The 26,640-nt window shown below is 63.2% G+C and carries 17 protein-coding genes; 11 read left to right on the top strand and 6 right to left on the bottom strand.

Annotated features, from left to right (window positions below):
• Positions 1–47: 47 nt before the first annotated feature.
• Both AB4Y82_RS03110 and AB4Y82_RS03105 read left to right on the top strand, forming a co-directional pair.
• Positions 48–3,968 (top strand): pilus assembly protein, encoded by a 3,921-nt coding sequence (locus AB4Y82_RS03110; RefSeq protein ID WP_441602671.1) that lies wholly within the window; start codon positions 48–50, stop codon positions 3,966–3,968.
• Between the two features lie 11 nt (positions 3,969–3,979).
• On the top strand, positions 3,980–4,465 hold the full coding sequence (locus tag AB4Y82_RS03105) for a type IV pilin protein (RefSeq protein WP_441602672.1): 486 nt from the start codon (positions 3,980–3,982) through the stop codon (positions 4,463–4,465).
• 27 nt (positions 4,466–4,492) lie between these two features.
• On the opposite strand, the gene AB4Y82_RS03100 is transcribed toward AB4Y82_RS03105, so the two are convergent.
• The gene (locus AB4Y82_RS03100; RefSeq protein ID WP_441602673.1) at positions 4,493–5,170 is read right to left on the bottom strand and encodes a Fe2+-dependent dioxygenase; all 678 of its coding nucleotides are present in this window, start codon (positions 5,168–5,170) and stop codon (positions 4,493–4,495) included.
• 83 nt (positions 5,171–5,253) lie between these two features.
• Positions 5,254–7,605 (bottom strand): catecholate siderophore receptor Fiu, encoded by a 2,352-nt coding sequence (locus AB4Y82_RS03095; protein ID WP_441611105.1) that lies wholly within the window; start codon positions 7,603–7,605, stop codon positions 5,254–5,256.
• Positions 7,606–7,910: 305 nt separating this feature from the next.
• Between AB4Y82_RS03095 and panE the strand changes: the two genes are divergently transcribed.
• Positions 7,911–8,840 carry a 2-dehydropantoate 2-reductase gene (gene panE / locus AB4Y82_RS03090; protein ID WP_441602675.1) on the top strand — a complete coding sequence of 310 codons (930 nt, stop codon included), beginning with the start codon at positions 7,911–7,913 and terminating at the stop codon, positions 8,838–8,840.
• Between the two features lie 306 nt (positions 8,841–9,146).
• Here panE and AB4Y82_RS03085 read toward each other — a convergent pair whose 3' ends face one another.
• Entirely contained in the window at positions 9,147–11,273 is a 2,127-nt protein-coding gene (locus AB4Y82_RS03085) for a M13 family metallopeptidase (protein WP_441602676.1), read from the bottom strand.
• 876 nt (positions 11,274–12,149) lie between these two features.
• Between AB4Y82_RS03085 and AB4Y82_RS03080 the strand changes: the two genes are divergently transcribed.
• Positions 12,150–13,853 carry a phospholipase C gene (locus AB4Y82_RS03080; RefSeq protein WP_441611104.1) on the top strand — a complete coding sequence of 568 codons (1,704 nt, stop codon included), beginning with the start codon at positions 12,150–12,152 and terminating at the stop codon, positions 13,851–13,853.
• 76 nt (positions 13,854–13,929) lie between these two features.
• Positions 13,930–15,540, top strand: coding sequence for a multicopper oxidase family protein (locus tag AB4Y82_RS03075; RefSeq protein ID WP_441611103.1), 1,611 nt, complete (start codon positions 13,930–13,932; stop codon positions 15,538–15,540).
• A 35-nt stretch (positions 15,541–15,575) separates the two neighbouring features.
• Here the strand turns inward: AB4Y82_RS03075 and AB4Y82_RS03070 are convergent, their stop codons facing one another.
• Both AB4Y82_RS03070 and AB4Y82_RS03065 read right to left on the bottom strand, forming a co-directional pair.
• Positions 15,576–16,244, bottom strand: coding sequence for a DUF502 domain-containing protein (locus AB4Y82_RS03070; RefSeq protein ID WP_046971419.1), 669 nt, complete (start codon positions 16,242–16,244; stop codon positions 15,576–15,578).
• Between the two features lie 95 nt (positions 16,245–16,339).
• On the bottom strand, positions 16,340–16,828 hold the full coding sequence (locus AB4Y82_RS03065) for a DUF4442 domain-containing protein (RefSeq protein WP_441602679.1): 489 nt from the start codon (positions 16,826–16,828) through the stop codon (positions 16,340–16,342).
• A gap of 89 nt (positions 16,829–16,917) precedes the next feature.
• On the opposite strand from AB4Y82_RS03065, the gene AB4Y82_RS03060 reads away from it, so the two are divergent.
• On the top strand, positions 16,918–19,020 hold the full coding sequence (locus tag AB4Y82_RS03060) for an alpha/beta fold hydrolase (protein WP_441602680.1): 2,103 nt from the start codon (positions 16,918–16,920) through the stop codon (positions 19,018–19,020).
• Positions 19,021–19,104: 84 nt separating this feature from the next.
• Here AB4Y82_RS03060 and trxA read toward each other — a convergent pair whose 3' ends face one another.
• On the bottom strand, positions 19,105–19,968 hold the full coding sequence (trxA, locus tag AB4Y82_RS03055) for a thioredoxin (RefSeq protein ID WP_441602681.1): 864 nt from the start codon (positions 19,966–19,968) through the stop codon (positions 19,105–19,107).
• Between the two features lie 140 nt (positions 19,969–20,108).
• Here trxA and AB4Y82_RS03050 point away from each other — a divergent pair, with 140 nt between their 5' ends.
• From AB4Y82_RS03050 to leuS, 5 genes are all read left to right on the top strand, one after another.
• Complete coding sequence (locus tag AB4Y82_RS03050; RefSeq protein ID WP_441602682.1) at positions 20,109–20,750, top strand: paraquat-inducible protein A; 642 nt, start codon at positions 20,109–20,111, stop codon at positions 20,748–20,750.
• A complete protein-coding gene (locus AB4Y82_RS03045; RefSeq protein ID WP_441602683.1) occupies positions 20,747–21,370 on the top strand; it encodes a paraquat-inducible protein A in 624 nt (207 codons plus the stop codon). Before AB4Y82_RS03050 ends, AB4Y82_RS03045 begins: the two co-directional genes overlap by 4 nt.
• Positions 21,363–23,039: a PqiB family protein gene (locus AB4Y82_RS03040; RefSeq protein WP_441602684.1), complete on the top strand. Its 1,677-nt coding sequence runs from the start codon at positions 21,363–21,365 to the stop codon at positions 23,037–23,039. The genes AB4Y82_RS03045 and AB4Y82_RS03040 overlap by 8 nt, the downstream gene beginning before the upstream one ends.
• On the top strand, positions 23,036–23,650 hold the full coding sequence (locus AB4Y82_RS03035; protein WP_441602685.1) for a PqiC family protein: 615 nt from the start codon (positions 23,036–23,038) through the stop codon (positions 23,648–23,650). The genes AB4Y82_RS03040 and AB4Y82_RS03035 overlap by 4 nt, the downstream gene beginning before the upstream one ends.
• A gap of 227 nt (positions 23,651–23,877) precedes the next feature.
• Positions 23,878–26,640, top strand: coding sequence for a leucine--tRNA ligase (gene leuS, locus AB4Y82_RS03030; protein ID WP_441611102.1), 2,763 nt, complete (start codon positions 23,878–23,880; stop codon positions 26,638–26,640).

Genomic DNA, 26,640 nt, shown 5'->3' with positions numbered 1-26,640 from the left:
TGCCTCGCCATTCTGGCCAAGACACTCCATTCCACGATGGAAACGCGATGAATACGCCAACACGACCGACGCATCGTTTCAAGCAGGGCGCCTGCCGTTTGCTGGGCATGGCGCTGGCCGTGTGGTTGCTTGGCGCCGTCTACACGCCAGCGCAAGCCGCCACCACAACGGTGACGATCGATCAGCAGCCAGTGACACTGCAGCCCACCATTCCGCCGAATATCGTGCTGATGCTCGATGACTCAGGCTCGATGGCGTGGGATTACATGCCCGATGCCTGTTATTTGAACGGCGTGACCTGCAGCGGTACGACCAATGGCACTACGCCAAGTGGCAATGGTACCGACAGTGTGACAGCGTTCAACAACGCCGCGCTGATCGACTCGAACAACAACGGCGTCTATTACAACCCCACCGTAACCTACACCGTTCCAGTCAAGGTCGACGGTTCCAGCTACACCAGCTACACCGATATCACCGCCGTGCCGATCGACGGATTCAGTGGAAGCAGCTCGAACGCTAACCTGACCAACTATTCGAACAAGGACATCCGCGGCGAAGGTCAAAACAACTTCGGGTCGCTCAGCTATTCGGGGCTGGGCACGCACACGGTGGCGTTTAGCCAGACGCTCAGTTCCAATACCAAGTGCAAAAACGCCTATAACGCTGCCAATAACGACGGCAAATCCTTCAACTACAGCAGCAGCACGCAGCTCTGTACGTTCAACTATTACCTGAGCTATTTCCAGTATTCGACGGATTCCAACGGTGGCGCTGGGCCGTATACCACCCAGTTCGTGGCTGCATCGACTTGCGCGACGGGCGACACGAACTGTGTGCCTGCCACCGACACCACTGGCGTGGCGGCGCCCAAGGGTATCGCCGCGGGCACGAACATCGCCAACTGGTTCGCCTACTATCACACGCGCATCCTGATGGCCAAAAGCGGCCTGATGCTCGCGTTCTCCTCGCTCGACAAAAACTATCGTGTCGGCTTTGGTTCGATCGACGGCAACAACAGCAGTGGGCTTCCGTCGTCCAAGTATTCCTACACCGACAACTACAATAGCGATACCAATTACATTGCCAACGTGGCGCCCTTTGGCGATGGCAGCAAATCCACCGACCAGAAGGTCAATTTCTGGAACTGGATTGCCGGAGAAAGTGCGAGCAACGGCACGCCGTTGCGCCAGGCGCTGGATCAGGTAGGTCAGTATTACCAGACCTCGCAGCCATGGACGACGATGTCCACCGATCCTGCCTCCGCGCAGGGTTCCAGCACAACGATCGCATGCCGCCAGTCATACACCATCCTCACCACCGACGGCTTCTGGAACGACAGCACCAGCAATATCAGCACCACCGGCAACGTGGATAACACCAGCGCGACACGCACTGGCCCCAACGGCCTGAGCTACACGTATACGCCCGCGGCTCCTTACAAGGACGGCAACAGCAACACGCTGGCCGACGTGGCCATGAAGTACTGGATCACCGATCTGCAGACGAGTGTGCCCAATTCGGTGCCGACCAATTCGGCTGACCCCGCCTTCTGGCAGCACATGACCACCTTTACCATGGGGTTGGGTTTCACGCCCGTCGGCATCAGCCCGTCGACGGCGACGATCAGTGGCATCTTCAATTGGGCCAATGGTGTTCCCAATTCGAGCATCAGCAATTTCAGCTGGCCCACGCCGGCTTCCAACTCGATCTACAACATTGCCGACCTGGCGCACGCGGCGGTCAACGGCCATGGCGGTTTTTATTCCGCCACCAGTCCGCAGTCATTCACCAGCGGCCTGACCGATGCACTGAACCGCGCGTCCCAGCGCACAGGCTCGGGCGCCAGCCTGTCGGCCAACTCCACCCAGTTGACTACCGGTACGGTGGCCTATCAGGCCACCTACACCACCGCCAAATGGAAGGGCGACCTGCAGGCGTTTACGATCAACTCGTCGACGGGCGCAATCAGTACGTCGGCGACGTGGTCCGCGGCGAACATGCTGGTGAAGAGTGCTACCGTCAGCACCACGGGCGGGGTCACCACCTCCACGTATCCCAGCCGCAATATCGTCACCTATAACCCCACGGCAGCGGCAGGTTCGCAGTTCGTGCCGTTCATCAACACGGCCTCCGCACCGCCGGCGCTCTCCAGCGCCCAGCTGACGGCACTGAGCGGTGGAAATACCGGGACAGCGGCAACCACCGCTCAAATGGCGCTGGTCAACTATCTGCGTGGCGACAACACACTGGAAGTAGCCGGCACGTACCGCACGCGTGACACGCCGCTGGGCGATATCGTGGACTCTCAGCCGGTGTATTCCGGCGCGCCCAACCCGAACGAATTTCAGAACCAGACGTTCACGGGCATCAACGCCACGGGCACCAGCACGGACAGTTTCCAGAGCTGGGCCGTCGGCAGCATCAATGGCAGTGGCACTGCCGTTGCCAGCGCCGCGTCCAAGCGCACGCCGCTGGTGTTTGTCGCCGCCAACGACGGCATGATGCACGCGTTCAACGCCAGCACCGGCTCCGAAGTCTTTGCCTATCTGCCTGGTGCAGTGATCACGGGCGGATTGGCAAACCTGGCCAGCGCCAGCTATGGCAACGTCGCCGCCGGTGTTCCGCACCAGTACTACAACGACGGCGAGTTGACGATTGCCGACGCGTACCTGCCGTCGTTGACCAAGATCAATGGTTCGTCCTGGCACACCATCCTGGTTGGCTCTTCGGGGCGCGGACCGACGGAGGTCGTCTATGCGATCGATGTTACCGACCCCGCCAACATCACGCCGCTGTGGGAGCGTTCCGCCGGCGACGGCCTGACCAACTACGGTGCTATCGGGCAGATGACCGGCAAGCCGGTGATCGCGCAAGTGGCCGATGGCAACTGGCAGGTGTTGATAGGCAATGGCTACAACAGTGCCAACAACACGGCATCGCTGCTGGAGTTCCAGCTGGACACTGGCACGCTGAGCGTTCACGCCACTGACTCCTCAACCGTCAATGGCCTGGCCGCTCCCGTGGCCTGGCTGGACAACCCTGCCAATGGCCTCAGCACGGAAGCCTACGCCGGTGACTTGTTGGGACGGGTATGGTCCTTTCCGCTCACGGCGACCACGACCACGGGCACGGGAACCAGCCAGGTCACCACGATCAGTGCGGACCTGAGCACCGCAGGCAGCAAGGTGTTTACCGCGACTGACAGCGGCGGCGTTGCCCAGCCCATTACCGCCGGCATGTTGGCGGGCCGCGACCCCACGACAGGCAACGTGTGGCTGTTTTTCGGCACCGGCGAATATCTGAGCTCGGGCGATCTCTCCAACAAGAATGTGCAGACGTGGTATGGCGTGATCGCGCAGGTCGTGCAACAGACCTCGCCCACGGCCATTCCGGCGCTGCCGTATAAGCGCAGCGACCTGAAGCAACGTTCGATCATCTACGAAGTGGATGGCGATTCCAGCGCCACGCCGCCGACCCTCGGCGCGCGTGCCGTGTCTACCGCTGCTGCCAACGATCTGGTGGGCAAGGGTGGCTGGTATATGGATCTGGAGCAGCCCACCACCGACAGCAGCGGCAACGTGACGGGTTACAACGCGCAGGGTGAGCGCATGGTCACGCCCAACCAGTTCCAGGGCAACCTGCTGTTGGGTACCACACGCATTCCGGTGGTCACGGATATCTGCAATCCGTCGGGCAGCGGCTGGGTGATGGCGCTCAATCCGTTTACCGGCGCCGGCCCCACTAATCCGTTCTTCCTGGGCAATGGTGCGGGCACGATCAAACTGCCCAACGGCACGTCAGTGGCCAGTGCTGGCGTGGGCTTCACGTCACTGCCCAATAACCCGATTTTCGTGGGTGGCGACATGCTAGAGAGTTTCGACAACGGCACGACCTCCAGCCTGATGACATCCGGTTCGTCCGGCAGCCTTACCCGCGTGTCGTGGCAGGAGCTGATCAACCCATGAGGAACACAGCGATGAATCGATGCCTGATGGCGGACGGCGGCGTGAAGGGGGCTCGCAGGTCAGGCGCCGGCCTCCTGCGCCAGGCGGGCTTTACCTTGATCGAATTGATGATCGTGGTGGCCATCATTGCGATCCTGGCGGCGATCGCGTGGCCGTCGTATCTCAAGTCCGTGACCAAGACGAACCGGGTTGCGGCCGAGGGTTGCCTGTCGGAGTACGCCAATTACATGGAGCGGTACTACACGACCAATCTGCGCTACGACCAGAGTGCCGCGGCGACCCCCGTTCCCAACTCACCGCCCACACTCGATTGTGCGGCGCCGTCGCAGACGGGAAACAACTACACCTATACCTTGGTGGCCGCCAATCTCACGTCCACCACGTTTCTTGTTCAGGCCGCGCCCAAGGGTGCACAGCAAACTCGCGACACCATGTGCGGCACCTTGTCGTTGGATCAGGCAAACAATCGCCTGCCATCCACGGTGGGTTGCTGGTAACGCTGTCGCTTGAATGGTCCGGACCTTTCAGGTCTCGGACCATTGCCTGAGCAGGTTGTGATACACGCCGGTCAGCTGCAGCAGCGCCTGCGGATCGGCGTTGCTGCGGGTGAGCGTCTGTATCGACGCATCCAGCTCAAACAACAGGCGGCGCTTGCCGTCGTCGCGGATCAGGCTCTGCACCCAGAAGAATGCGGCGATGCGCGCACCGCGCGTGACGGGCGCCACCCGGTGCAGGCTGCTTGAGGGGTAGATGATGATGTCGCCGGCGGGCAGTTTCACTTCGTGCTCGCCATAGGTGTCGCTGATGATCAGTTCGCCGCCGTCGTATTCCTCCGGCTCGGCCAGGAACAGCGTGCAGGAGATATCGCTGCGCAGCTGTTGGCCGCCAGCCACGGACATCACTGCACCATCGACATGGAAACCGTATTGTCCGCCGCCTTCATAGCGATTGAAGCGCGGCGGCAGCGTGCGCAGCGGCAGCGTGGCGGCGTGATAAAGCGGATGTCGGGCCAGCGCATCGAGCACGATGCGGGCCAGTTCGGCGCGTACGGGCGAGGCATCCGGGAGCTGCAGGTTGCGTTTCACCTGGGCGCCTTGTGGACCGACGGTCTCGCGCCCGTCGGTCCAGGTCGCTTGATCGAGGGCGTGCCGGATGGCGCGTACCTGCGCCTGGTCCAGGATCTGCGGGATATGCAAGAGCATGGCGTGCCTCGACTCGAAAGAGTGACGTGGCCTCCCCGACTGCCATCGGGACGGCCACGTTGCGCTCGATCAGCAGTGCCTGATCAGAACCGGATATTGGCCGTCAGCATCGCCGAGCGCGGGGTACCTGGGGTGTAACGGTAACCGCTCTTGTTGACCGCTGCGACATAGTCCTTGTCGAACAAGTTGTACAGATTGAGGCGCAGGTCGAAGTGCTTGTTGATCGGGTAGGAGGCCATCGCGTCGAACACCCAATAGGCTTCCGTATACGCCGGCGTGCCGATCGCGCTGTCGGTACCGCGCTGCATCTGGCCGTTGTAGCGCGCGCCGCCACCGATGGTGAGACCGAATGGCAGCAGGTAGCTGGTCCAGCTGGTGAAGGCCTTCTTCGGCGTGTAGGCCAGGTCGGACGAACCATCGGCTGCCACGGAAGAGCCGCTGAGCACGCTGGCATTCATGGTGGTAAAGCCCGCGGTCACCGCCCAGTTGTCGGTGATCTTGCCTACCGCGCTCAGTTCCACGCCTTGCACGCGCTTCTTGCCGATCTGGTAGTAGAGCAGGGTGACCGGATCCTGCACGAGATCGTTGCTTACCGTGGTCTGGTAGAGCGCACCGGTGAGCAGGATCCTTTCATCGAGCAGTTCCCACTTCGTGCCGATTTCATACGTGCGTGCACGCTCGGGCTCGAGGTTGGGATTGTCCAGACTGTTGGTGGAGCTGCTGAAGGTCAGCGTGTTGCCGCCGGGCGGCTCGGCCGACACGGCATAGTTGGCGTAGAACGAGCCGTTGGGCATCGGCTTGTAGAGCACGCCGAGCTTCCAGTTCCACAGGTTGTCGCCAACGCTGGTGGTCAGGCCCGGCACGACGGCGCCCTTGGGTAGCGTGCCGCAGGTGGGGCCATTCTTCGCACCGCACGCCACCATGCTGGAGTAGTCGGTGTTGTAGTGATCCATGCGCACACCGGTGTTCACCTGCCAGTGCTCGTTGAACTTCAGCGTGTCGAACACATAGGCGGAGGCGGTGTCGGTCTGGCCATCCGTGTAAGCGCCGTTCTGGCCGTAGATCAGGCCCTTCACGTCCCAGTTCGGGTCGTACAGATTGGCGGCCGGCCAGGTCGTGCCATTGAGCGGGACGATGCCGATGGTGGTGGCTTTTTCCTGCGTCAGCTCGATGCCGGTGCTGAGATTGTGCGTGATGGCGCTGGTCTGGAAATTCCAGGTGAGGTTGGCCTGGTCGGTGATGATGCGGTTGGACTGATGCTTGAACGTCGGGTTGCTGCGCGCAATGGTCCAGGTGGACGGGTCGTTCGGATTGGGCGTGAGCAGATTGGCTGCGGTACCCATGAACGAAGTCAGCAGATAGTCCTCGGCGGTGCGCCCCCAGCGGAAGGTGTTGTGGAACACCATCTGGTCGTTGATGTCGTGCTCGATGCGCGCGGTGAACATGTCGGCTTCGACGTGGTCATGGTCCGCCGTGGTGCCGTAGAAGTTGGACGAATCCACTTCCGGCGCGTTGGTGAGGAACGGGCGCTTCGGATCCGGGCTGGAATAGCCGGGCAGGCCGATCGTGGGCACGCCGCCATCGGGCACGTTGTTCTGCTTGATGTGCATGTAGTCGAGGTACACGCGGGTGGCCGTGCCCAGGCCGAACGCGAAACTCGGCGCGACGCCCCAGCGGTTGTTCTCCACTTTGTCGCGACCCGGCACGCCAAAGTCCTGGCCCATCACGTTGAGGCGGAAGGCCGAGGTGGTGCTGACCACCTGGTTCCAGTCGACGGTGGCGCGACGCTGGTCGGCGCTGCCATAAGCGACGGTCGCGCTCACGCCGTTACCGAGCTCGGGCTGCTTGCTGACCATGTTGATGGCGCCGGTGGGCGCGGTGCGGCCGTTGTCGGTGCTGGCCGGGCCCTTGATCACTTCCACCGACTCGGTGTTGAAGATGTCGCGCGAGATGGTGCCCAGGTCGCGCACGCCGTCGACGAAAATGCTGCCCGAGGTATCGAAGCCGCGCATATAGATCGCATCACCGGTGGAGGTGGTGCCGTTCTCGCCGACATAGAACGTGCCCACGCCCGGGGTGTTGCGCAATGCCTCGGTCAGCGTGGTGGCGCCCTGCTGCAGGAACAGGTCCTTGCTGATCACGGTCACCGTCTGGGTGGTATCGAGGATCGGCTGCGTGTACTTGGACGAGGAGAGGTTGTCGATCTTGTAGTCGCTGACGGCCGAGGCTTCCACCGACACGCCTGGCAGGTTCTTGGGCGAGTTGGCAGCGCCGGTGGGCGAGGTGGTCGTGTTGGTGGTGGCGTTGGCGACATCCGCCGGCGTGTCCGCAGCCAGGGCAGGATGGCTCATCGCCAGGCCGGTCATCAGAGTGGCTGTCGCAACACTCAGGGCGTTGCGGGTTACGGGATGCTTGCGGCTCTTTATGTGGGCCATGGGTAGCTCGTCGAATGGAGGGGGCGATCAGCCGAAGCGGACCGGGGTGGATCGACGAGTAGCGGCGGCGGGCGTCGATGGCGGCATAAGTCGGGGAAACAGGGGTTGGGAGCCTTGCTGCCTGATCGGGTGGTCCATCACCAGTAAGAACCCGCCGGCAAACATTTCCTAAATGTTATTGGCAATGAGAATGAGTTGCAATTAGTTACGAAGAATTTTGCTGTTCTGGCCCTCAGACCAAGGTGGAAGGGGCGGGAGCGTGGGTATGGCGTACCCTCTCCCCCCTGTTGGCGAGGAGTCGAGCGATGCGGATACTGGTGATTGGCGCGGGCGCTACCGGCGGCTATTTCGGTGGGCGCCTGCTGGAGAGCGGGCAGGACGTGACGTTCCTGGTGCGCGAGAAGCGCGCAGCCCAGCTGGCCGAGCACGGGCTGGTGATACGCAGCAGCCTGGGCAATGTCAGCCTGCCGAATCCGGCGACGGTGCAGGCCGGCGACCTGCGCGGGACGTATGACCTGATCCTGCTGAGCTGCAAGGCCTATCACTTGCCGCAGGTGATCGAGGACATGGCCCCCGCGGTGGGGCCACAAACTGCGATTCTCCCGGTCCTCAACGGCATGCGGCATCTGGACCTGCTGGATGCGCGCTTCGGTGCGCAGCGCGTGCTAGGCGGCCAGTGCGTGATTGCGGCAACGCTCGATGCCGAAGGCACGGTGCGTCATCTCAACCAGTCGCACAGCGTGACCTTCGGCGAACGCGACGGCGCGCGATCAGAACGCGTCGAACGCATTCTCGGCTCGATGTCCAAGGCCAAATTCGAGCCGCGCCTGAGCACCACGATCTTGCAGGACATGTGGGATAAATGGGTGTTTCTCGCCTCGCTCGCCGGCATCACCTGCCTGATGCGCGCGCCGGTGGGCGACATCATGGCGGCGTCCGGTGGGGAACCGGCAATCCTGCAATTGCTGGAAGACTGCCGTAGCGTGGCCGAGCACAACGGGCGCGCGCCGGGCGACGCGGTGGTGGCGCGTGCGCGCGGCGTGCTTACTGAGAAAGGCTCTGCCCTTAGTGCCTCGATGATGCGCGACCTGGAGCAGGGTGGGGCGATCGAGGCGGATCACATCGTGGGCGATTTGCTGGCGCGTTCGGATGCGGCGGCGGATTCGTTGCCGATGTTGCGGACAGCGTATGCGCATCTGAAGGCGTATGAAGTGCGTCGCGCGCGGGGCAGGTAAAGCTGCCGTCGCCTCTCTCCTGTGGGAGCGCACCCTGTGCGCGACGGCCTCATGCAACGGCATCGCTCGAGGTTGCGGTCGCGCACAAGTGCGCTCCTACAGGGGGGGCGCAAAACGGCAGTCATTGTAGGAGCGCACTTGTGCGCGACAACCTCATGCACGGATATCGCCGCGGCGCTGCGTCGCGCACAGGGTGCGCTCCCACAGGTGTTTCCTGGGATTTGGGAAAGACGTCCAAAAGAAAAGGGCGCTGCATGATGCAGCGCCCTTTCGTCTTGCGGACGTCCAAACGTCAGCGGTGAAGTCTTACCAGATCTTCACCTGCTTCTCGCCCGAACGCACCATCGTGTCGCCCGGCTTGCACTGGTAGGCGGTGGCGAAGGCTTCCATGTTGGACGGAGCGCCCATCGCGCGCAGCGAGGCCGGTGCATGCGGATCGGTGTTGAGACGGAGCAGCGCTTCCTTCTCGCGCACGCTGCCGCGCCACACGCGGGCCCAGTTCAGGAAGAAGCGCTGGTCTTCGGTATAGCCGTCGATCTTCGCGGCGGCTTCCTGCGGGTTCTTCTTCAGCGCTTCCTGCAGGGCGTCGTACGCCACGTTCAGGCCGCCCAGGTCGGCGATGTTCTCGCCCAGGGTCAGCTGGCCGTTGACGTGCACATCCGGCTTGTCCTTGATCGGCGCGTAGTCGTTGAACTGCGCGACGAGCCTGGCGGTGCGGGCCTCGAACTTCTCCTTGTCTTCCTTGGTCCACCAGTTGGCGTTGTTGCCTTCGCCGTCGAACTGGCTGCCTTCGTCGTCGAAGCCATGGCTGGCTTCATGGCCGATCACGGCGCCGATGCCGCCGTAGTTGATCGCGTCGTCGCCGTTGGCATAGAAGAACGGCGGCTGCAGGATCGCGGCCGGGAAGTTGATCGTGTTGTCGGTCGGGTTGTAGTAGGCGTTGACCGTCTGCGGGGTCATGCCCCATTCCTTGCGGTCGGTCGGCTTGCCGATCTTGTTGAGGTCGTACTGGTAGTTGAACTTGGCGGCGGCCATCACGTTGCCGTAGTAGTCGCCCTGCTTCAGATCCAGGCCCGACCAGTCACGCCACTTTTCCGGGTAACCGATCTTGGGCAGGAAGGTGTTCCACTTGGCGATCGCCTTTTCCTTGGTTTCGGCGCTCATCCAGTCGAGGTTCTCGATGCGGGCCTTCAGCGCGTTGCGCACGTTGGTCACCAGCTCTTCGGCGCGCTGCTTGGCTTCGGGCGTGAACACCTTGGCCACGTACAGCTGGCCGAGGGCTTCACCCATCGACTCGTTGACGCCGCCGAGCACGCGCTTCCAGCGCGGCTTCTGCTCCGGCTGGCCGGACAGCGTCTTGCCGTAGAAGTCGAAGCGGGCGTCCTGGAAGGCCTTGCTCAGCAGCGGCGAGGCATCGTCGATGGTGTGGAAGCGCAGGTAGGCCTGCCACTGGTCAGCCGGCGTGCTGGCTAGCATCTTGTCGAACTGGGCGAAGAACTTCGGCTGCGACAGCGAGAAGCCCTTGTCGACGGTCACGCCCTGGGCCTTGAAGAAATCTTCCCAGTTGAAGTGCGGGGTGATCTTGTCCGCTTCCTTCAGGGTGACGAAGTGGTACTGGTTTTCCGGGGTACGCAGTTCCACCGGCGCCAGCGAGGCGGCGGCCAGCTGCGTTTCGAACGCGAGCACCTGGGCGGCCTGCTTCTTCGCATCGGCTTCGGATACGCCGGTCAGTTCCAGCACCTTGACGATGTGCTCGACGTAGGCGTCGCGGATTTCCTTGTACTTCGCGTCGGTGTAGTAGTCCTTGGTCGGCAGACCCAGGCCAGCCTGCTGGGTGAAGCCGATCTGCATCTTGGCGTCCTTGAAGTCCGCGCCGGAGCCGAACTGGAACACCTGCATGTCACCCGTGGTGAAGTTCTGGGTGAGGTAGTTGGCCACGTCCTTGCCGGACTTCAGCGCGGCAATGGCATCGAGCTTGGGCTTGATCGGGTCGAAGCCGGCCTTTTCGATGGCAGCGTCGTCCATGCCCGAGGCGTACAGGTAGCCGATCTTCTGCTCGATGGAGCCAGCCTGCGCGTTGGCGGCGCCCTTGGCGGCGTCGTCGACGATCTGGTGCTGGGTATTGAGGCTGTCTTCGGCCAGCTTGTCGAACGCGCCCCAACGGCTGCGGTCGTTCGGGATCGGGTTGGCGGCGACCCACTTGCTGTTGACGAAACCGTTGAAGTCCTGGCAGGCCTGGATGTTGGTGTCCAGGTCGGCGATGTCGAACACGCTCTTGGGCGCGGCAGCTGCCATGGCGGCAGTGCTGGCGGCGGCAGGCGCGGTGCTGCTGGCGGCCGGGGCCTTTTCGGCATCGTCGTGCTTGCCGCAGGCGCTGAGCGACAGCGCCAGGCTCACGGCGAGCGCAATGGGCTTCATATACGGTTTGGTCATGGAATTCCCCTGTGGGTCGTTGGCCGCGTTCGGCAGCCGATGGTGGTAACCATTGTGTGCAGCTCTGGGCGCCTGTCCTGATGGGGGACAGGTTCCAAGGGCTACCCGGACGGTATCTCGGACTTTTGAGGCTAGGCCGCAAGTCACGGGGGAGACAGTGTCAAAGGTCAGGGGGTTGGTGCAAGCAGGGGGGGTGGGTTGGCGCCGCGGCGGCTGGGGGCAGAGGCCCTTGGTTGACGGCGGACCTTCGGGTGCGCGGGGGCGATGAGGGGCGGTACGACCGTGTCTCGCATCGATGCAACGAAGCCGTCATCCCGGCGCAGGCCGGAGGCGCTCTTCAACAGCCGCATGGCTGGTCATCCAGTGTCGTCAGTCTTCGGTTGTCGCCTCGAGGCCAGGGTGCCGCCTACGCGGCGGGCGTTTCGAACGGCTGCCGCCGCTCGAGTCACTTTTCTCTTGCTGGCCCAAGAGAAAAGTAACCCAAAGAGAATGGCCTAAAAGAGCAAGGGCTCGTAGCGTCGTGTTGGATACGATCTTCTGTCGCTTGAGGGTATCGGAAGCGTGGCGATCGTCCGACATGCGTCGCCGCTACGCCGCAACGCGCCATGGCGAAGAGGACTTAAAGCATTGCGTTCCTTTGCTGTCTTTTGGCGATGATTCTCTTGAGAGCCAGAGTTCTTTCGCCACGACAGAAAGGTCGAGATCGACACTCGCAATCCCGCTCTAATCGACAGTCTCACTGCGCTTGCAGTCACACGCCGCAAATCGCATGAAAATACGATGGTCGCTGTTATTCGCCTGTCACTTCGCAAGCCTATGGTCCGTGGCATCCGCGCTTGAGGGGAAGCGCATCACCGCGACCGTAGGGAGCCCTCCATGCGAAACAACCTCGCTGTTTGCATTGCCGCGTGCGTACTCAGTCTTTCTGCCGTTTCCCTCGCTCAACTTCCCGTGCATGCCGAAGCGTTCACCGATGCCAGCCTGCATCATGGCGGCGGTGATGGGGACGTCCATACGTCCACGCCGATCAAGCACCTGGTGGTGATCTTCCAGGAGAACGTTTCCTTCGATCATTACTTCGGCACCTACCCGTATGCCGCCAACGGCAAGGGTGAGCCGACGTTCTATGCGCGCCCGTTCACGCCGCACGTGAACGGTTACGACAACAAGCTGCTCACGCATAACCCGAACCAGGCGAACAGCGCGAATGGCACGGGTGCGATCAATCCGTTCCGCCTGTCGCGCGCTCAGGCGGCGACCGCCGACCAGGATCACGCCTATGGTCCGGAGCAGAAGGCGTTCAATGGCGGCGCGATGGACCTGTTCCCGAAGTTCACCGGTACCGGCGAGACGTTGCCGGGTGCGACGCCGGATGAGGAAGGCACCGGCCAGGTGATGGGCTATTACGACGGCAACACCGTCACCGCCATGTGGAACTACGCCCAATCGTTTGCGCTGAACGACAACAGCTACAACACCACGTTCGGTCCGTCCACGCCGGGCGCGATCAATCTGATCTCGGGTCAGACCAACGGCGTGACACAGACGCTCAACGGCACCGGCAATGAAGTGGCCGATGGCCAGGGCGGCCTGACCTTGATCGGCGATGCCGATCCGATCGGCGACGTGTGTTCTTCGCCCACAGGCAATCAGGTGCAGTTCGGCGGCAAGAACGTGGGCGACCTGCTCAACCAGGCGGGTTTGACCTGGGGCTTCTTCGAAGGCGGTTTTGACCTCACCCAGGTCAATGCGAATGGCAGCACCGGCTGCGCGCGCAAGACCACCTCGACGGTGACGCAGGCGAACGAGAGCGACTACATCCCGCATCACCAGCCGTTCCAGTACTACACCAGCACGGCCAACCCGACGCATGCGCGCCCCACGTCCGTCAAGACCATCGGCCATCAGGGCGACGCCGGCAATCACCAGTACGACATCAATGATTTCTACGCGGCCGTGCAGGCGGGCAACTTCCCGTCGGTGAGCTTCCTCAAGGCGCCGGGTTACCAGGATGGTCATGCCGGTTATTCGGATCCGCTGGACGAGCAGCAGTTCATCGTGCACGTGATCAACTTCCTGCAGCAGCAGCCCGATTGGCGCGATACCGCCGTGGTGATCGCCTATGACGACTCCGATGGCTGGTACGACCATCAGGCAGCCCCGCGCATCAATGCCTCAAGCACCTCGTCCGATGCGCTCGATGGCGCGGGCCTGTGCAAGGCGCGCGGCACGCTGCCGGGCACCAACAGCAAGGGCCAGCCGGTGCAGGGACGCTGCGGCTTCGGTCCGCGCCTGCCGCTGCTGGTGATCTCGCCGTGGGCCCGCAGCAATCACGTGGACCACACGCTGACCGATCAGTCGTCCGTAACGCGCTTCATCGAGGACAACTGGCTGCGCGGTGAGCGCCTCGGTGACGGTTCGTTCGACAGCGTCGCCGGTTCACTGGTGCCGATGTTCGACTTCTACCAGCCCTTCCCGGAACAGCGTCGCCTGTTCCTGGACGAACAGACTGGCCAGCCGGTGAAGCAGCCCAAGCCGTGGCCGTGGTCCGGCCTGCCGCACGGGCACGAGCACGGCTAAGCTCTAAACGCTTGCATGGCACGCCCCGGACGATGGTCCGGGGCGTTTCGTTTTTCCTGATCGGAGGTGCTGAATCTTGCATCCCTCGCGTCGTCGATTTCTCCAGGGCATGGGCTTGCTCGCGGGCACGGGAGCATTGCGTGCGTTCGGCGCGCCCATGCACATGGCCATGCCGACTGCGAAGGGCAGCGGACTTTGCAAGCATGCCGTGGCCGACCAGACCAGCGTGCCGCGCCTGCTCGACCCGTCGCGGCTGACACCCTTCGTCGATACGCTGCCGCGGCCGGAAGTGCTGCATCCGAAGGCGGGAACCGCACTACGCATTGCGATGCGCGAAAGCGAACAGCGCCTGCATCGCGATCTGCCACCCACCCGCCTGTGGACCTATGGCGACAGCATGCCTGGCCCCACTATCGAAGCACGCAGCGGCGTCCCGGTGCGCGTGGAGTGGAGCAATCGACTTCCGCTCAAGCACTTCCTGCCGATCGATCATCACGTCTGCGGCGCGGAGCCGGATAAGCCGGAAGTGCGTGGCGTGGTGCATGTGCATGGCGCGCGCGTGCCTGCCGCCGACGACGGCTATCCCACCGACTGGATGGTGCCCGGCCAGTCGCGCGCCCAGACGTACCCCAATCGCCAGGATGCGGCCACGCTGTGGTATCACGACCACACCATGGGCATCGAGCGGCTGAACCTCTACGCCGGTTTGTTCGGCATGTATCTGCTGCGCGACGTCCATGAGTTGTCGCTAGGCCTGCCCAGCGGCGATTTCGAATGGCCGCTGGTGTTGACCGATCGCCTGCTTACCGAAGATGGCCAACTGTATTACCCGACCTCCGGCATCAGCGATGCGCCGTGGGTGCCGGAAGTGTTCGGCAATGCGATGCTGGTGAATGGTGCGCTGATGCCGCGGCTTGACGTGCAGGCGCGGCGCTACCGCTTCCGCGTGCTGAATGCGGCCAATGGGCGGTTCTTCCGCTTGAGCCTGCGCGGCCAGCGTCCTTTCCTGCAGATTGGCAGCGACCAGGGCTTGCTTGCATCGCCGGTACAGCAGACCAGCCTGTTTCTTGCACCGGGCGAGCGCGCCGATCTCGTCGTGGACTTTGCCTCGATGGATGGCACGGCGATCGAGCTGATGAACGATGCGCTGCCGCTGATGCAGTTCAAGGTGGCCGCGGGCAAAGTGAGCGACAGCAGTCGCGTACCGTCTACGCTGCGTGACGTGCCCCGCATGGCCGAAACGAGCGCGACGCAGACCCGTGTGCTGACCATCGACGAATACGCCGATTGCGTGTCCACGCCGATGTTGATGCTGCTGGACGGCAAGCATTGGCATGAGCCGGTGAGCGAGAAGCCGCGTTTGGGCAGCACCGAAATCTGGAGTCTGGTGAACCTCACCGAAGACACGCACCCGATCCATCTGCACCTGGTGCGATTTCAGATCTTGGATCGTCGCCCATTCGACGTGGATGAGTATCTGGAATCCAAGACGATACGTTACACGGGGCCCGCTCAGCCGCCACCGGCGCATGAAGCCGGTTGGAAAGATACGGCGCAGGTGTATCCCGGCATGGTGACGCGCTACATCATCACGTTCGAGGGTTATGCCGGGCGCTACGTCTGGCATTGCCATCTGCTGGAGCATGCATCGAACGAGATGATGCGGCCGTTTGAGGTGGTGGCTTGAGGGTCGGGGAGTCGCGCACAGGGTGCGCTCCCACATTATTCCGGTGACGCGTCGCGGAGCGCGGCGGGCGAGGCGGGCAGGGTGTCCGGGGCCACCGCACCACCGGAAATGATGAAGGCCATCGCCTGGTCCATGGTCCAGTCGGTGGGCGTGAGCTCTTCCACCGCCACCACTTCCAGATAGCCACCCGTGGGATTGGGCGTGGTCGGGATATAGACGGCTGCCATTTCGCGACCGGTGCCTTCTTCGATCATCACGCGCGTGACGAAGCCCACTACCTTCATGCCCTTGCGCGGAAAATCGATCAACACCACGCGCTGCACGCCCGAAGGCTTTTGTTGCAGTACGGCCATCAACTTCTTGGTGCCGCCGTAGATGGTCTGCACTAGTGGAATGCGTGCAAGCAAGGCATCGAAGCCGTCGATCAAACGTTGGCCGATCACGCGGTTGGCGAGCCAGCCCAGGATGTACAGCACGCCCAGCGTCAGCAGCAGCGCAATGACGAAGGTGATCCACGCATTATTGAGCGCCACGCCGGCAAGCGGCGAGGTGGACGACAGCGTCGCCAGCAAAGCCGATGCCAGCGGCGTGCCGATACCGGCGAGCATGCTCAACACAAACTTGAACACCACCCAGGTCACCCACAGCGGAATGAAGGTGAGCAGGCCGGTGAACAGGTAACGCTTGATGCGCAGACGTTTCATGGAGGGATGCCGGGGAAGGGACGCGGCGATTGTCCCACGGGACTGGCTTCGCGTCGTCCCGAGTCGTCAGCCGCGGTGTCCCGTTGGCGACATCGCTAGGCAGTCGTGGCCGGCTGCTCGTTGGTCGACTCGCTGCGCGCCTTGGGCTTGAGTCGCACATACAGCTGCTTGCGTACACGTGCCACCACCTCGCCGCTGCGTGTGGTGATGTCCACGTCGAACCAGCGCAGCACCTTATCGCCACCGGCGGCAGCTACGCGCAGTTCGTCGACCACCGAAGGCTCCAGCTTGAAATGGGCGTAGACATCCTCGCGACCCGGCGCGACGAAGTCGATGGCGCCGGCCTTGTCCCACACAAAGTAGTCGTTGCCCAGCTGATGCATGGCCAGCAACATCCAGAACGGGTCCGTCATGGCAAACAGATTGCCGCCGAACTGGGTACGCACGTAGTTGCGGTTCCATGGGCGCAGCCGCAGCACCACCCGCAGCTCGGACCAGTCCTCGGACACGTGCTGGACGCGAATGCTGTTGAACAGAAAGGGCGGCCACAAGTTCATCAGGCGGCGGAAGGTCGAAGCGCGCATAGGCAATAGGCTGGACGGTGAAAACCGGCCGAGTATAGCCCAAACATACGTAAGCGTATGGTTTGGTTGGCGGTAGGCCTTCGGCTTAGTTGAGCCCTCGCCCCGAATGGCCAAGCGCGAGCGCTGCCGCCAAGAAGTTTCGTGCTTATACTCGCCGCACGGCGGGGCTGCATGGGGCGCCACGCCACAGGGGAGAATGCATGGAAAAGCGAATCCAGCGCGCCGTTTTCGGCGTGCTTTGTCTGTTGTCGACTCCGTTGTTGGCCTCGGGCGTCGCCCTTGAGGATCTGGCGCGGCACATGCAGTACAGCCGGGTGAAGATATCGCCCGACGGCCGCCACATCGCCGCGACAACGGTGGTCAAGGACAAGCCGCTGCTAGCACTGCTCGACCTCGATACCAAGAAGGGCGCCATGGTTACGCCGCGCGAGGGCAATCAGGTTGTCAACTTCTGGTGGGCAAGCGACAACCGCGTGATCTACACCGAAGGTACCAAGGTATCCGGTTGGGATCGTCCGTTCAGCACTGGCGAGATATTTGCCGTCGACGCCGATGGCAGCAACCCGAAGCTTCTGTTCGGTTATCGCGCGGGCACCGGCGGGGTAGCCAGCCACATCCAGCGCCAGGACGGGGAGCGCGCTCATGGAGACGTCATCGCTACGTTCCGCAACGATCCCAAGCACATCCTCATCTCCGTGTCGCCGTGGGATACCGGTGCCGAAGGCGCTTTCAACGACATCTACATGCTCGACGTCAACGACGGCTCCAAGCGTCCGTTAGGCAAGGCACCTATGCGCCAGGCCAGCTTTATCGCCGACAACCACGGCGCGGTGCGTTTTGCCGAAGGCTATGACAGCCATGCTTTTCCGGTGGTCTATTACCGTGAGGGCGACGACAAGCCGTGGACCTTGCTGTTTCAGGGGTCGACAGACAGAGGCATCCCGTTACCTCTGGATTTCAACCGCGATGACAGCAAGGTGTACATGTCTTGCCCGGCGGCAGGCAAAGTGGACGCTCTCTGTGAGTGGGACGTTGCAACGCGGAAGACGGGTGAGCCTGTGTGGAGCAGTGCTACCGTCGAGATCAATCAGCTCATGTATACCCTCGATGGCATGGATGTCGTAGGTGTGTACTCTGATCCAGGCGCACCGACTGCCGAGGCGTTCGTTTCCGGTTCCGACGCCATGAAGGTAATCAGTTCGCTGTCGCGCGCGATGCCAGGCGAGAGCGTCCGCATCGTGTCGACCACGCGCGATGGCAGCAAGTCGATTGTGCTGGCCTTCTCATCGATGGACCCGGGCACGTTCTACCTGTGGGACAACGCTACCAATAAGGCAACGGCACTGCTGCAGCGCGCAAGCTGGATCGACCCCAACAAGATGGCCGCCATGCAGCCGATTGAATTCAAGGCGCGCGACGGACTCACCATCCACGGTTACCTCAGCATGCCCCCCGGCAAGGAAGAGGCGAAGCATCTCCCGCTGGTGATGTTCATTCACGGGGGGCCATTCGGTATCCGCGACTACTGGGAGTATGACTCGACCGTGCAGGCGTTGGCCACGCATGGTTACGCCGTGCTGCAGGTGAACTATCGAGGCTCAGGTGGTTATGGCAATGGCTTCATGCAGGCCGGCTATCACGAATGGGGCGGCAAGATGCAGGACGATGTGACCGATGCCACGCAGTGGGCGATCCAGCAGGGGGTCACCATGCCGGGGCACGTGTGCATCTTTGGCGGCAGCTACGGCGGCTACGCGGCCCTCGAGGGCGTGATGAAGGAGCCAGATCTCTACCGTTGCGCCATCGGCTACGTCGGTGTGTACGACCTGCCCCTGATGCTCACACGAGGCAACGGTTCGGACAGCACCATGGCCAGGAATTTCTGGCGCGCAAGATTGGGGAATGACGAGGGGGAGTTGTCGGCCCATTCGCCAGTGAATCAGGTGGACCGCCTGAAAGCCAGCGTTATGCTCATCGCCGGAGGCCAGGATGAAACGGTGCCGCCGGTACATGCCCAGAACTTGCGCGCCGCCCTCGACAAGCGTGGCATTGGCTATGAGTGGCTCTACAAGCCCAACGAAGGCCACGGCTTCTACGACGAGAAGAACAACACGGAGTTGTTCCAGCGCATCACCCAGTTTCTCGACCGCAATATCGGTAGTAGCGCATCGACAGCAACCGGCATGCCGTGAAAAAAGCCGAAGCCCATTCCCGCGAGGGAATGGGCTTCGGAAGATGCGTCGCCGGGCGGCAATACGTCCGCCCACTAAGAAAGCTCAGAACAACAGCGACGCCATGCGGCGACGATAGCGGCCGACCAGTTCGGCGTCGTCGAGCGTGGTGAAGGCTGCCAGCAGTCGCTTCTTTGCCTGGCCGTCGTTCCAGTCGCGCGCCTTTTCCAGCGTGACCAGGAATTGATCCAGCCCCGCCGGGGCATCGCCTTCCAACAGCAGGCGCACGCCTAGCAGGTCGCGCGCGGCCCAGTCGCCGGCATCGGCCTGTACGCGCTGCTGCAGCTCCGCCAGCGACGGTGCACCCTTGAGTGCGCGGGCCAGGTCGAGCTGACTGCGCAGGCGAACCGCGCGGGCGTCGGTGGCCAGGTTGGCGGGCAGAGAGCCAAGCTCCGCTTCGGCGGCGTCGGCATTGCCTGCACGCATCAACGCCAGGGCGAGATCGAGCTTCAGCTCGGCGCGTTCCGGCTCGGCCGCAATGGCCTGCTGGATGCGATTGATGGTTTCTTCCGGCGACTCCGGTGCCGCCTCGAGCTCATCGTTCGCGGCGCCATCAAGCGGCTGCACATGGCGCAGCAGGAACTCGCGCAGCTGGCCCTCGGGCAGGGCGCCCTGGAAGCCATCGAGGATCTGGCCGTCTTTCACCAGCATCACCGTAGGAATGCTGCGGATGCCGAACATGCCGGCCAGCTGCTGCGACTTGTCCACATCGACCTTGGCCAGCCGGAAGCCGCCATTGAATTCGCCGGCCAGCTTCTCGAGCATCGGGCCCAGCGTCTTGCACGGGCCGCACCAGGTCGCCCAGAAATCGACCAGGATCGGCGTGGTCAGCGAGGCCTGCAGCACCTCGGCTTCGAAGTTGTCCTCGCGCACGTCAAACACATGCGTATCGGCGGTCGTGGCACTCACTGGGGACTCCCGTTGACGAATGCCCTTCACATCAGGGCGTCAGCCAGCATATCAAGGTCGCAGGGGCTTACGCCGCCCAAGCTTGAACGGCTTGTCCGGCCCCAGCGGCACTAGACACGGATATTTGCGAAAATCCCCCCATGAGCATGCCATCGCAAGGCATCAAACCCGCCATCGCGCCGCCCACCCTGTGGATATGCGAGCACTGCGACACGGTCTACCGTCGTCGCAAGCTGGCCCGTGGCGAAGTGGCGCGCTGCCTGCGCTGCGACGCCATCCTCGCCCGCCATCACAGCATCGGAGTGCGCGGCATGCTGGCCCTGGTGATCACCGCGATGATCGCCTTCGTGCAGGCCAACATCTGGCCGATCGTGACGCTGGGCCTCAATGGCCAGCTGATCAGCGCGACGCTGTGGGGCTGCATCATGATGATGTGGCGTGAGCACGCCGAGGTGGTGGCGGTGATTGCCGCCCTGACCTTGTTCTTCTTCCCCATCATCAAGATGGGCTTCCTGTTCTGGATTCTGGCCTATGCGCGCCTGCGTCGCCGCGCGCCGGGGTTCCGCTGGATCATGGTGATGCTTTATCGCCTGGGCCCCTGGACCATGAGTGAAGTCTTCGTGCTCGGTGCGCTGGTGGCCATCGTCAAAGCGCACATGTATTTCGAAGTGCAGCCCAATGCAGGCATCTTTGCCTATGGCGTACTCATGCTGATCATCACGGCGTTCTCCAGCATCGACGTGCGCCGCTTCTGGGATCTGACCGAGGAGACGCCGGCATGAGCGAGCTTCTTCGCGCCAGCGACCTGGGCCTGATCGGCTGCCATGTGTGCCGCCTGGTGTGCCGCGATGTGAAGACGCCCGATGCAGTCTGTCCACGCTGCGGCTGCGCGCTGCACAAGCGCAAATCGGCCAGCTACACGCGGACCTGGGCCTTGCTGATCGCCGCATTCGTGTTTTACTTGCCCGCCAACGTCCTGCCCATCATGCGCACGGTGAGCCTGGGCGACGTGGACGACAACACCATCCTCAGCGGCATCATCGAGCTGTGGAGGAAGGGGTCGCCCGATCTGGCGGTCATCGTCTTCACGGCCAGTATCGTGGTGCCGGTGTTGAAATTCTTTGCGCTGAGCCTGCTGCTGATCAGCTCGCAACGCGGCAGCCAGTGGGCGCAGCGGCAGCGCTCCCGGCTTTACCGGTTGGTGGAATTCATCGGTTACTGGTCGATGCTGGACGTGTTCGTGGTGGCGCTGTTGACGGCCTTGGTGCAGTTTGGCTTCTTCAGCCAGGTGGAACCCCTGCCTGGTGTGGTGTTTTTCGGGCTTACCGTGGTGATTACCATGCTCGCCTCGATGACGTTCGATCCACGATTGATCTGGGATGGCAGGGAATCCGATGACTGACGATAAAAACATCGCCGACGATCTGCCCGAACCGGTGGTGCAAAAGCCGCGCGTGAATGCATCGCTGGTCTGGCTGGTGCCGGTGATCGCGGCCCTGGTCGGTCTTTCGCTGGTGATCCACGCCTGGTACGACGCAGGCCCTACCATCAACATCAGTTTCCAGAGCGCCGAAGGCCTGGATCCCGGCAAGACGCCGGTGAAGTACAAGAGCGTGATCATCGGCAAGGTGAACACCGTGCGCCTCAGCGACGACCGCACCCACGTGGTGGCCAAGGTCGCGCTGGAAAAGAGCGCCAAGGGTTTCGCCACCGCCGACTCGCGCTTCTGGGTGGTGCGTCCGCGCATCGGGCTCGGTGGCGTGTCCGGCATCGATACGCTGCTCTCCGGCGCATTCATCGGTGCCGATGCCGGGCAGTCGCAGGAACCCAAGGAAGACTTCGTCGGCCTGGAGACTCCTCCCACCGTCACGCACGGCGCGCCGGGCAAGACCTTCGACCTGCACACCGATGACCTGGGCTCGCTGGATATCGGCTCGCCCGTCTACTACCGCCGCATCCAGGTGGGGCGCGTGTCGTCCTACCATCTCAACAAAGACGGCAAGGGCGTCACGCTGCAGATCTTCATCGATGCGCCCAACGATCAGTTTGTCACCACCTCCTCGCGCTTCTGGAATGCCAGCGGCGTCGACGTATCGCTGGGCGCCGATGGCCTGAAGGTCAACACGCAATCGCTGGCCACGGTGCTGGCGGGCGGCCTCGCGTTCCAGGATCCGCCGGGGCCGCATGACGCGACACCGGCGCAGGAAAACGACGCCTTCACCCTGTTCAACGATCAGGCCACCGCGATGGCGCCGCCCGACGGCGAGCCTCGCTATATCCGCATGCGCTTCAACCAGTCGCTGCGTGGGCTGGCGGTGGGTGCCCCGGTGGAATTCCTGGGCGTGCCGTTTGGCCGCGTGGTGTCCATCAACCTGGACTACGACGAAAAAACGCAGACCTTCCCGACCATCGTGGGCGCCGTGGTGTATCCGGCGCGCCTGGGCAAGGCGCACGACAAACTGGTGGCGATCGCCAAGTCGCAGGGCGACGACGAGCAGATGTCGGCGATGATGGGCAAGCTGGTCGATCGCGGCCTGCGCGCGCAGGCCCGCACCGGCAACCTGCTTACGGGCCAGCTATATATCGCGATGGATTTCCTGCCGAAGGCGACCAGGGTGGACTTCGATGGCCGCACCAAGCCGCTGGAAATCCCCACCGCACCGGGTGATTTCGACAAGATCCAGCAGCAGATCGCCGATATCGTCAACAAGATCCAGAAGGTGCCGTTCGACAGCATCGGCAACAACCTCGATCAGTCGCTGGCCGAACTGCACAAGACCTTGCAGCAGGTCAACGGCAGCGTCTTGCCGGAATTGAAGAACACGCTGCAGGGTGCGCAGAAGGCGCTGGGCAATGCGGACAACGCGCTGGCGCCTGATTCGCAGCTGCAGCAGAGCCTGGGCGGTACGCTGCAGGAGCTGCAACGCGCGGCGCGTTCGCTGCGCGTCATGACCGACTATCTGGGCGCGCATCCGGATGCGCTGCTGCGCGGCCGCCGTGCCGACGACAAGCTGGCACCGATGCCGCCATCGACGGCGCCGGTGGAACCGACACAAGGGAGCAAGCCATGAAGCGCTGGGGAACATTGAACCTGGCCGTCGCCACGCTGGCCCTGGTGCTGGGTGCCTGCGGTTCGGCGCCGCCGCTGCGCTACTACACCCTGGTGCCGCCGGCGGGCGGCGATGCCACGGTGGCGCCCACGGCCCAGCCGTTCCAGTTCGAATTGCTGCCGGTCACGGTGCCGGCGCAGGTCGATCAGCCGCAGATGGTGGTGCGCGAAGGCGGGCAGGCCGTGGCGGTGCTGCAGGGACAGCGCTGGATCGCGCCGCTGGGCGATGAAGTGCGCGGTGCGCTTGCCGCCGACCTGGCACGCAATTTCCGCGCGCAGGACGTGACCGGCCTCCCGAACCAGGGCAAGGCCACGGTGCGCATCAAGCTCGATATCCGCCGCTTCGATTCCGTGCCGGGCAGCTATGCCTATATCGACGCCGCCTGGAGCGTGCGCCCGCTGAAGGGCGGCGACCCGCTGGCCTGCACCAGCCGTTTCAGCGAAACGGTAGGCGCGGGCTATGACGCCCTCGTGCAGGGACATCAGCAGGCGATCAACCGCCTGGCCGGGCAGATTGGTGTGGTGGCCGGTGCCATGGCCGCTGGACAGAGCGCGAGCTGCCCCGCGGGTTGATGCTGCAGAACACCCTGTGGGAGCGCACCCTGTGCGCGACAAGCCTACGGAGCGCAAGCCCCAGCCGCCTGTCGCGCACAGGGTGCGCTCCCACAGAAATACGAAGGCGCACGCCCGTTTTGCCACCGTTTGGCGCTGAACAGACCCCAATTCTGCTAGTCTGCCGCGTTCCCAGCTGACCATCGGAAAGGCCGGTGGCAGCCCGCAAAACACACGGCGCCGGACACATGCAGGACATTCAGGATCAAGGTTCCCAGGACCAGGGCAACGAGCAGGGCTACCAGCCGCAGGCGCTGGAAACCGCTGCTCAAGCGTATTGGCGCGAGCAGCGCGCCTTTGAGGTGAAGGAAGATCCTTCGCGGCCCAAGTTCTATTGCCTTTCCATGCTCCCGTATCCGTCGGGCGCGCTGCACATGGGCCATGTGCGCAACTACACCATCGGCGATGTGATCAGCCGCTACCAGCGCATGCAGGGCAAGAACGTGCTGCAGCCGATGGGCTGGGACGCATTTGGCCTGCCTGCCGAAAACGCCGCGATCAAGAACAAGACCGCGCCGGCCAAGTGGACCTACCAGAACATCGAGCATATGCGCGGCCAGTTGCAGCGCATGGGCTTTGCCTACGACTGGACCCGCGAGTTCGCCACCTGCCGTCCCGATTACTACCGCTGGGAACAGTTGATGTTCACGCGGTTGATGAAAAAGGGCATGGCCTACCGCAAGAACGCGGTGGTGAACTGGGATCCCGTGGATCAGACCGTGCTGGCCAACGAGCAGGTGGTCGACGGCCGCGGCTGGCGCTCCGGCGCGCTGGTGGAAAAGCGCGAAATCCCGCAGTGGTTCCTGAAGATCACCGACTACGCGCAGGAACTGCTCGACGGTTTGGACACCCTGCCGGGCTGGCCGGACGCCGTGAAGACCATGCAGCGCAACTGGATCGGTCGTTCCGAAGGCCTGGAAATCCATTTTGACGTGGAAGGCGAGAGCGAGCCGCTCACCGTCTTCACCACGCGCCCCGATACGCTGATGGGCGTCACCTTCGTGTCGATCGCGGGCGAGCATCCGCTGGCGCTCAAGGCCGCGCAAGGCAACGAAAAGCTCGCCGCATTCCTTGAGGAACTCAAGCACGGCGGCGTGTCCGAAGCCGAGCTGGAGACGCAGGAAAAGCGCGGCATGGACACCGGCATTGAAGCCATCCATCCGCTCACCGGCGAAAAAATCCCGGTGTTCGTGGCCAACTTCGTGCTGATGGGTTATGGCACCGGCGCCGTGATGGCCGTACCCGGCCACGACCAGCGCGACTGGGAATTTGCCAAGCGCTACAGCCTGCCGATCAAGATGGTGGTGGTCGATCGCGCGGTGCTCGACGCCGTGGCCGAGATCAATCACGACTTGCGCAAGGGCGTTGGCGCCGATCCCATGCGTGCCGCGCTGGGCAATGGTGGCAACATCGATGCCTACGAAACGTCGGCGGCGGTGCAGCTGATCGAATCGTTCGAGCAGAGCATCCAGGAAGACGGCGCGTTTACCGAGCGCGGTTACCTGGTCAATTCCGACGAATTCGACGGGCTCGATTACGGCCAGGCGTTTGACGCCATGGCCGCGCGCTTCGAGAGCGAAAACAAGGGCATCCGCCGCGTGAACTGGCGCCTGCGCGACTGGGGCGTGAGCCGCCAGCGTTACTGGGGTTGCCCGATCCCGGTGATCTATTGCCCGACCTGCGACGCCGTGCCGGTGCCGGAAGACCAGCTGCCGGTGGTACTGCCCGAAGACGTGGCGTTCTCCGGCGTGCGTTCGCCGATCAAGGCCGATCCGGAGTGGCGCAAGACGACTTGTCCGCAGTGCGGCGGCCCGGCCGAGCGCGAAACCGATACCTTCGACACCTTCATGGAGTCGAGCTGGTACTACGCGCGTTACACCAGCCCGGGCGCCAGCGATCAGGTCGATGAGCGCGCCAACTACTGGCTGCCGGTGGACCAGTACATCGGCGGCATCGAGCACGCCATCCTGCATCTGCTGTACTTCCGCTTCTATCACAAGCTCATGCGCGACGCGGGCCTGGTGAAGGCGGACGAGCCGGCCACCAACCTGCTGTGCCAGGGCATGGTGATCGCCGAGACGTTCTATCGCGACAACGCCGACGGTTCGAAGGACTGGATCAACCCTGCCGACGTCGAGATCGAGCGCGACGACAAGGCGCGCGTGATCGGTGCGCGTTCGAAGCACGACGGCCAGCCGGTGAAGATCGGCGGCACCGAGAAGATGTCCAAGTCCAAGAACAACGGCATCGACCCGCAGGCAATGGTGGACAAGTACGGCGCCGACACCGTGCGCCTGTTCTCGATGTTTGCCGCGCCGCCGGAGCAGTCGCTGGAGTGGAGCGAGGCGGGCGTGGAAGGCATGGCCCGCTTCCTGCGCCGCTTCTGGCGCGAAGTGACCACGCATGCGTCCAACCCGGATCATCCGGTGGTCGATCCGTCCGCCTTGGACGCCGGCCAGAAGACGCTGCGCCGCCAGGTGCATGAAACCATCCAGAAGGTGAGCGACGATTTCGGTCGCCGCCACTCCTTCAACACGGCGATTGCCGCGCTGATGGAATTGCTCAACGCACTGAACAAGTTCAACGACCAGAGCGACCAGGGTCGCGCCGTGCGCCACGAGGCGCTGGAGGCGATGGTGCTGCTGCTGAACCCGGTGGTGCCGCATGTGAGCCACGCGCTGTGGCAGGTGCTTGGCCATCCGGCGTCGGTGCTGGAAGATCAGGCCTGGCCGCAGGTGGACAGCGCCGCGCTGGTGCGCGACTCGCTCACGCTCGCGGTTCAGGTCAACGGCAAGTTGCGCGGTACCATCGAGGTGGCTGCCAACGCGTCGAAGGAAGAAGCCGAGGTGCTGGCCCGCGCCCACCCGCAGGTCGCCGCCTTCCTGGAAGGCCAGGCCGTGCGCAAGGTGATCGTGGTGCCGGGCAAGATCGTCAACATCGTCGCAGGATGA

Origin of the sequence: Dyella sp. 2YAF14 (assembly GCF_052114725.1) — a bacterium.
Classification (GTDB): Bacteria; Pseudomonadota; Gammaproteobacteria; order Xanthomonadales; family Rhodanobacteraceae; genus Dyella.
Note: the sequence above shows the minus strand (reverse complement) of the source record. Positions and strands in the feature narration are given on the sequence as shown.

Bases quoted from the DNA above. Each gene is read 5' to 3' on its own strand.
- AB4Y82_RS03105 (WP_441602672.1), top strand. From the start codon at position 3,980: ATGAATCGATGCCTGATGGCGGACGGCGGCGTGAAGGGGGCTCGCAGG.
- AB4Y82_RS03085 (WP_441602676.1), bottom strand. From the start codon at position 11,273: ATGACCAAACCGTATATGAAGCCCATTGCGCTCGCCGTGAGCCTGGCG.
- AB4Y82_RS03070 (WP_046971419.1), bottom strand. From the start codon at position 16,244: ATGAAACGTCTGCGCATCAAGCGTTACCTGTTCACCGGCCTGCTCACC.
- AB4Y82_RS03110 (WP_441602671.1), top strand. From the start codon at position 48: ATGAATACGCCAACACGACCGACGCATCGTTTCAAGCAGGGCGCCTGC.
- AB4Y82_RS03050 (WP_441602682.1), top strand. From the start codon at position 20,109: ATGAGCATGCCATCGCAAGGCATCAAACCCGCCATCGCGCCGCCCACC.
- AB4Y82_RS03080 (WP_441611104.1), top strand. From the start codon at position 12,150: ATGCGAAACAACCTCGCTGTTTGCATTGCCGCGTGCGTACTCAGTCTT.
- AB4Y82_RS03100 (WP_441602673.1), bottom strand. From the start codon at position 5,170: ATGCTCTTGCATATCCCGCAGATCCTGGACCAGGCGCAGGTACGCGCC.
- panE (WP_441602675.1), top strand. From the start codon at position 7,911: ATGCGGATACTGGTGATTGGCGCGGGCGCTACCGGCGGCTATTTCGGT.
- AB4Y82_RS03045 (WP_441602683.1), top strand. From the start codon at position 20,747: ATGAGCGAGCTTCTTCGCGCCAGCGACCTGGGCCTGATCGGCTGCCAT.
- AB4Y82_RS03040 (WP_441602684.1), top strand. From the start codon at position 21,363: ATGACTGACGATAAAAACATCGCCGACGATCTGCCCGAACCGGTGGTG.
- AB4Y82_RS03065 (WP_441602679.1), bottom strand. From the start codon at position 16,828: ATGCGCGCTTCGACCTTCCGCCGCCTGATGAACTTGTGGCCGCCCTTT.
- leuS (WP_441611102.1), top strand. From the start codon at position 23,878: ATGCAGGACATTCAGGATCAAGGTTCCCAGGACCAGGGCAACGAGCAG.
- AB4Y82_RS03095 (WP_441611105.1), bottom strand. From the start codon at position 7,605: ATGGCCCACATAAAGAGCCGCAAGCATCCCGTAACCCGCAACGCCCTG.
- AB4Y82_RS03035 (WP_441602685.1), top strand. From the start codon at position 23,036: ATGAAGCGCTGGGGAACATTGAACCTGGCCGTCGCCACGCTGGCCCTG.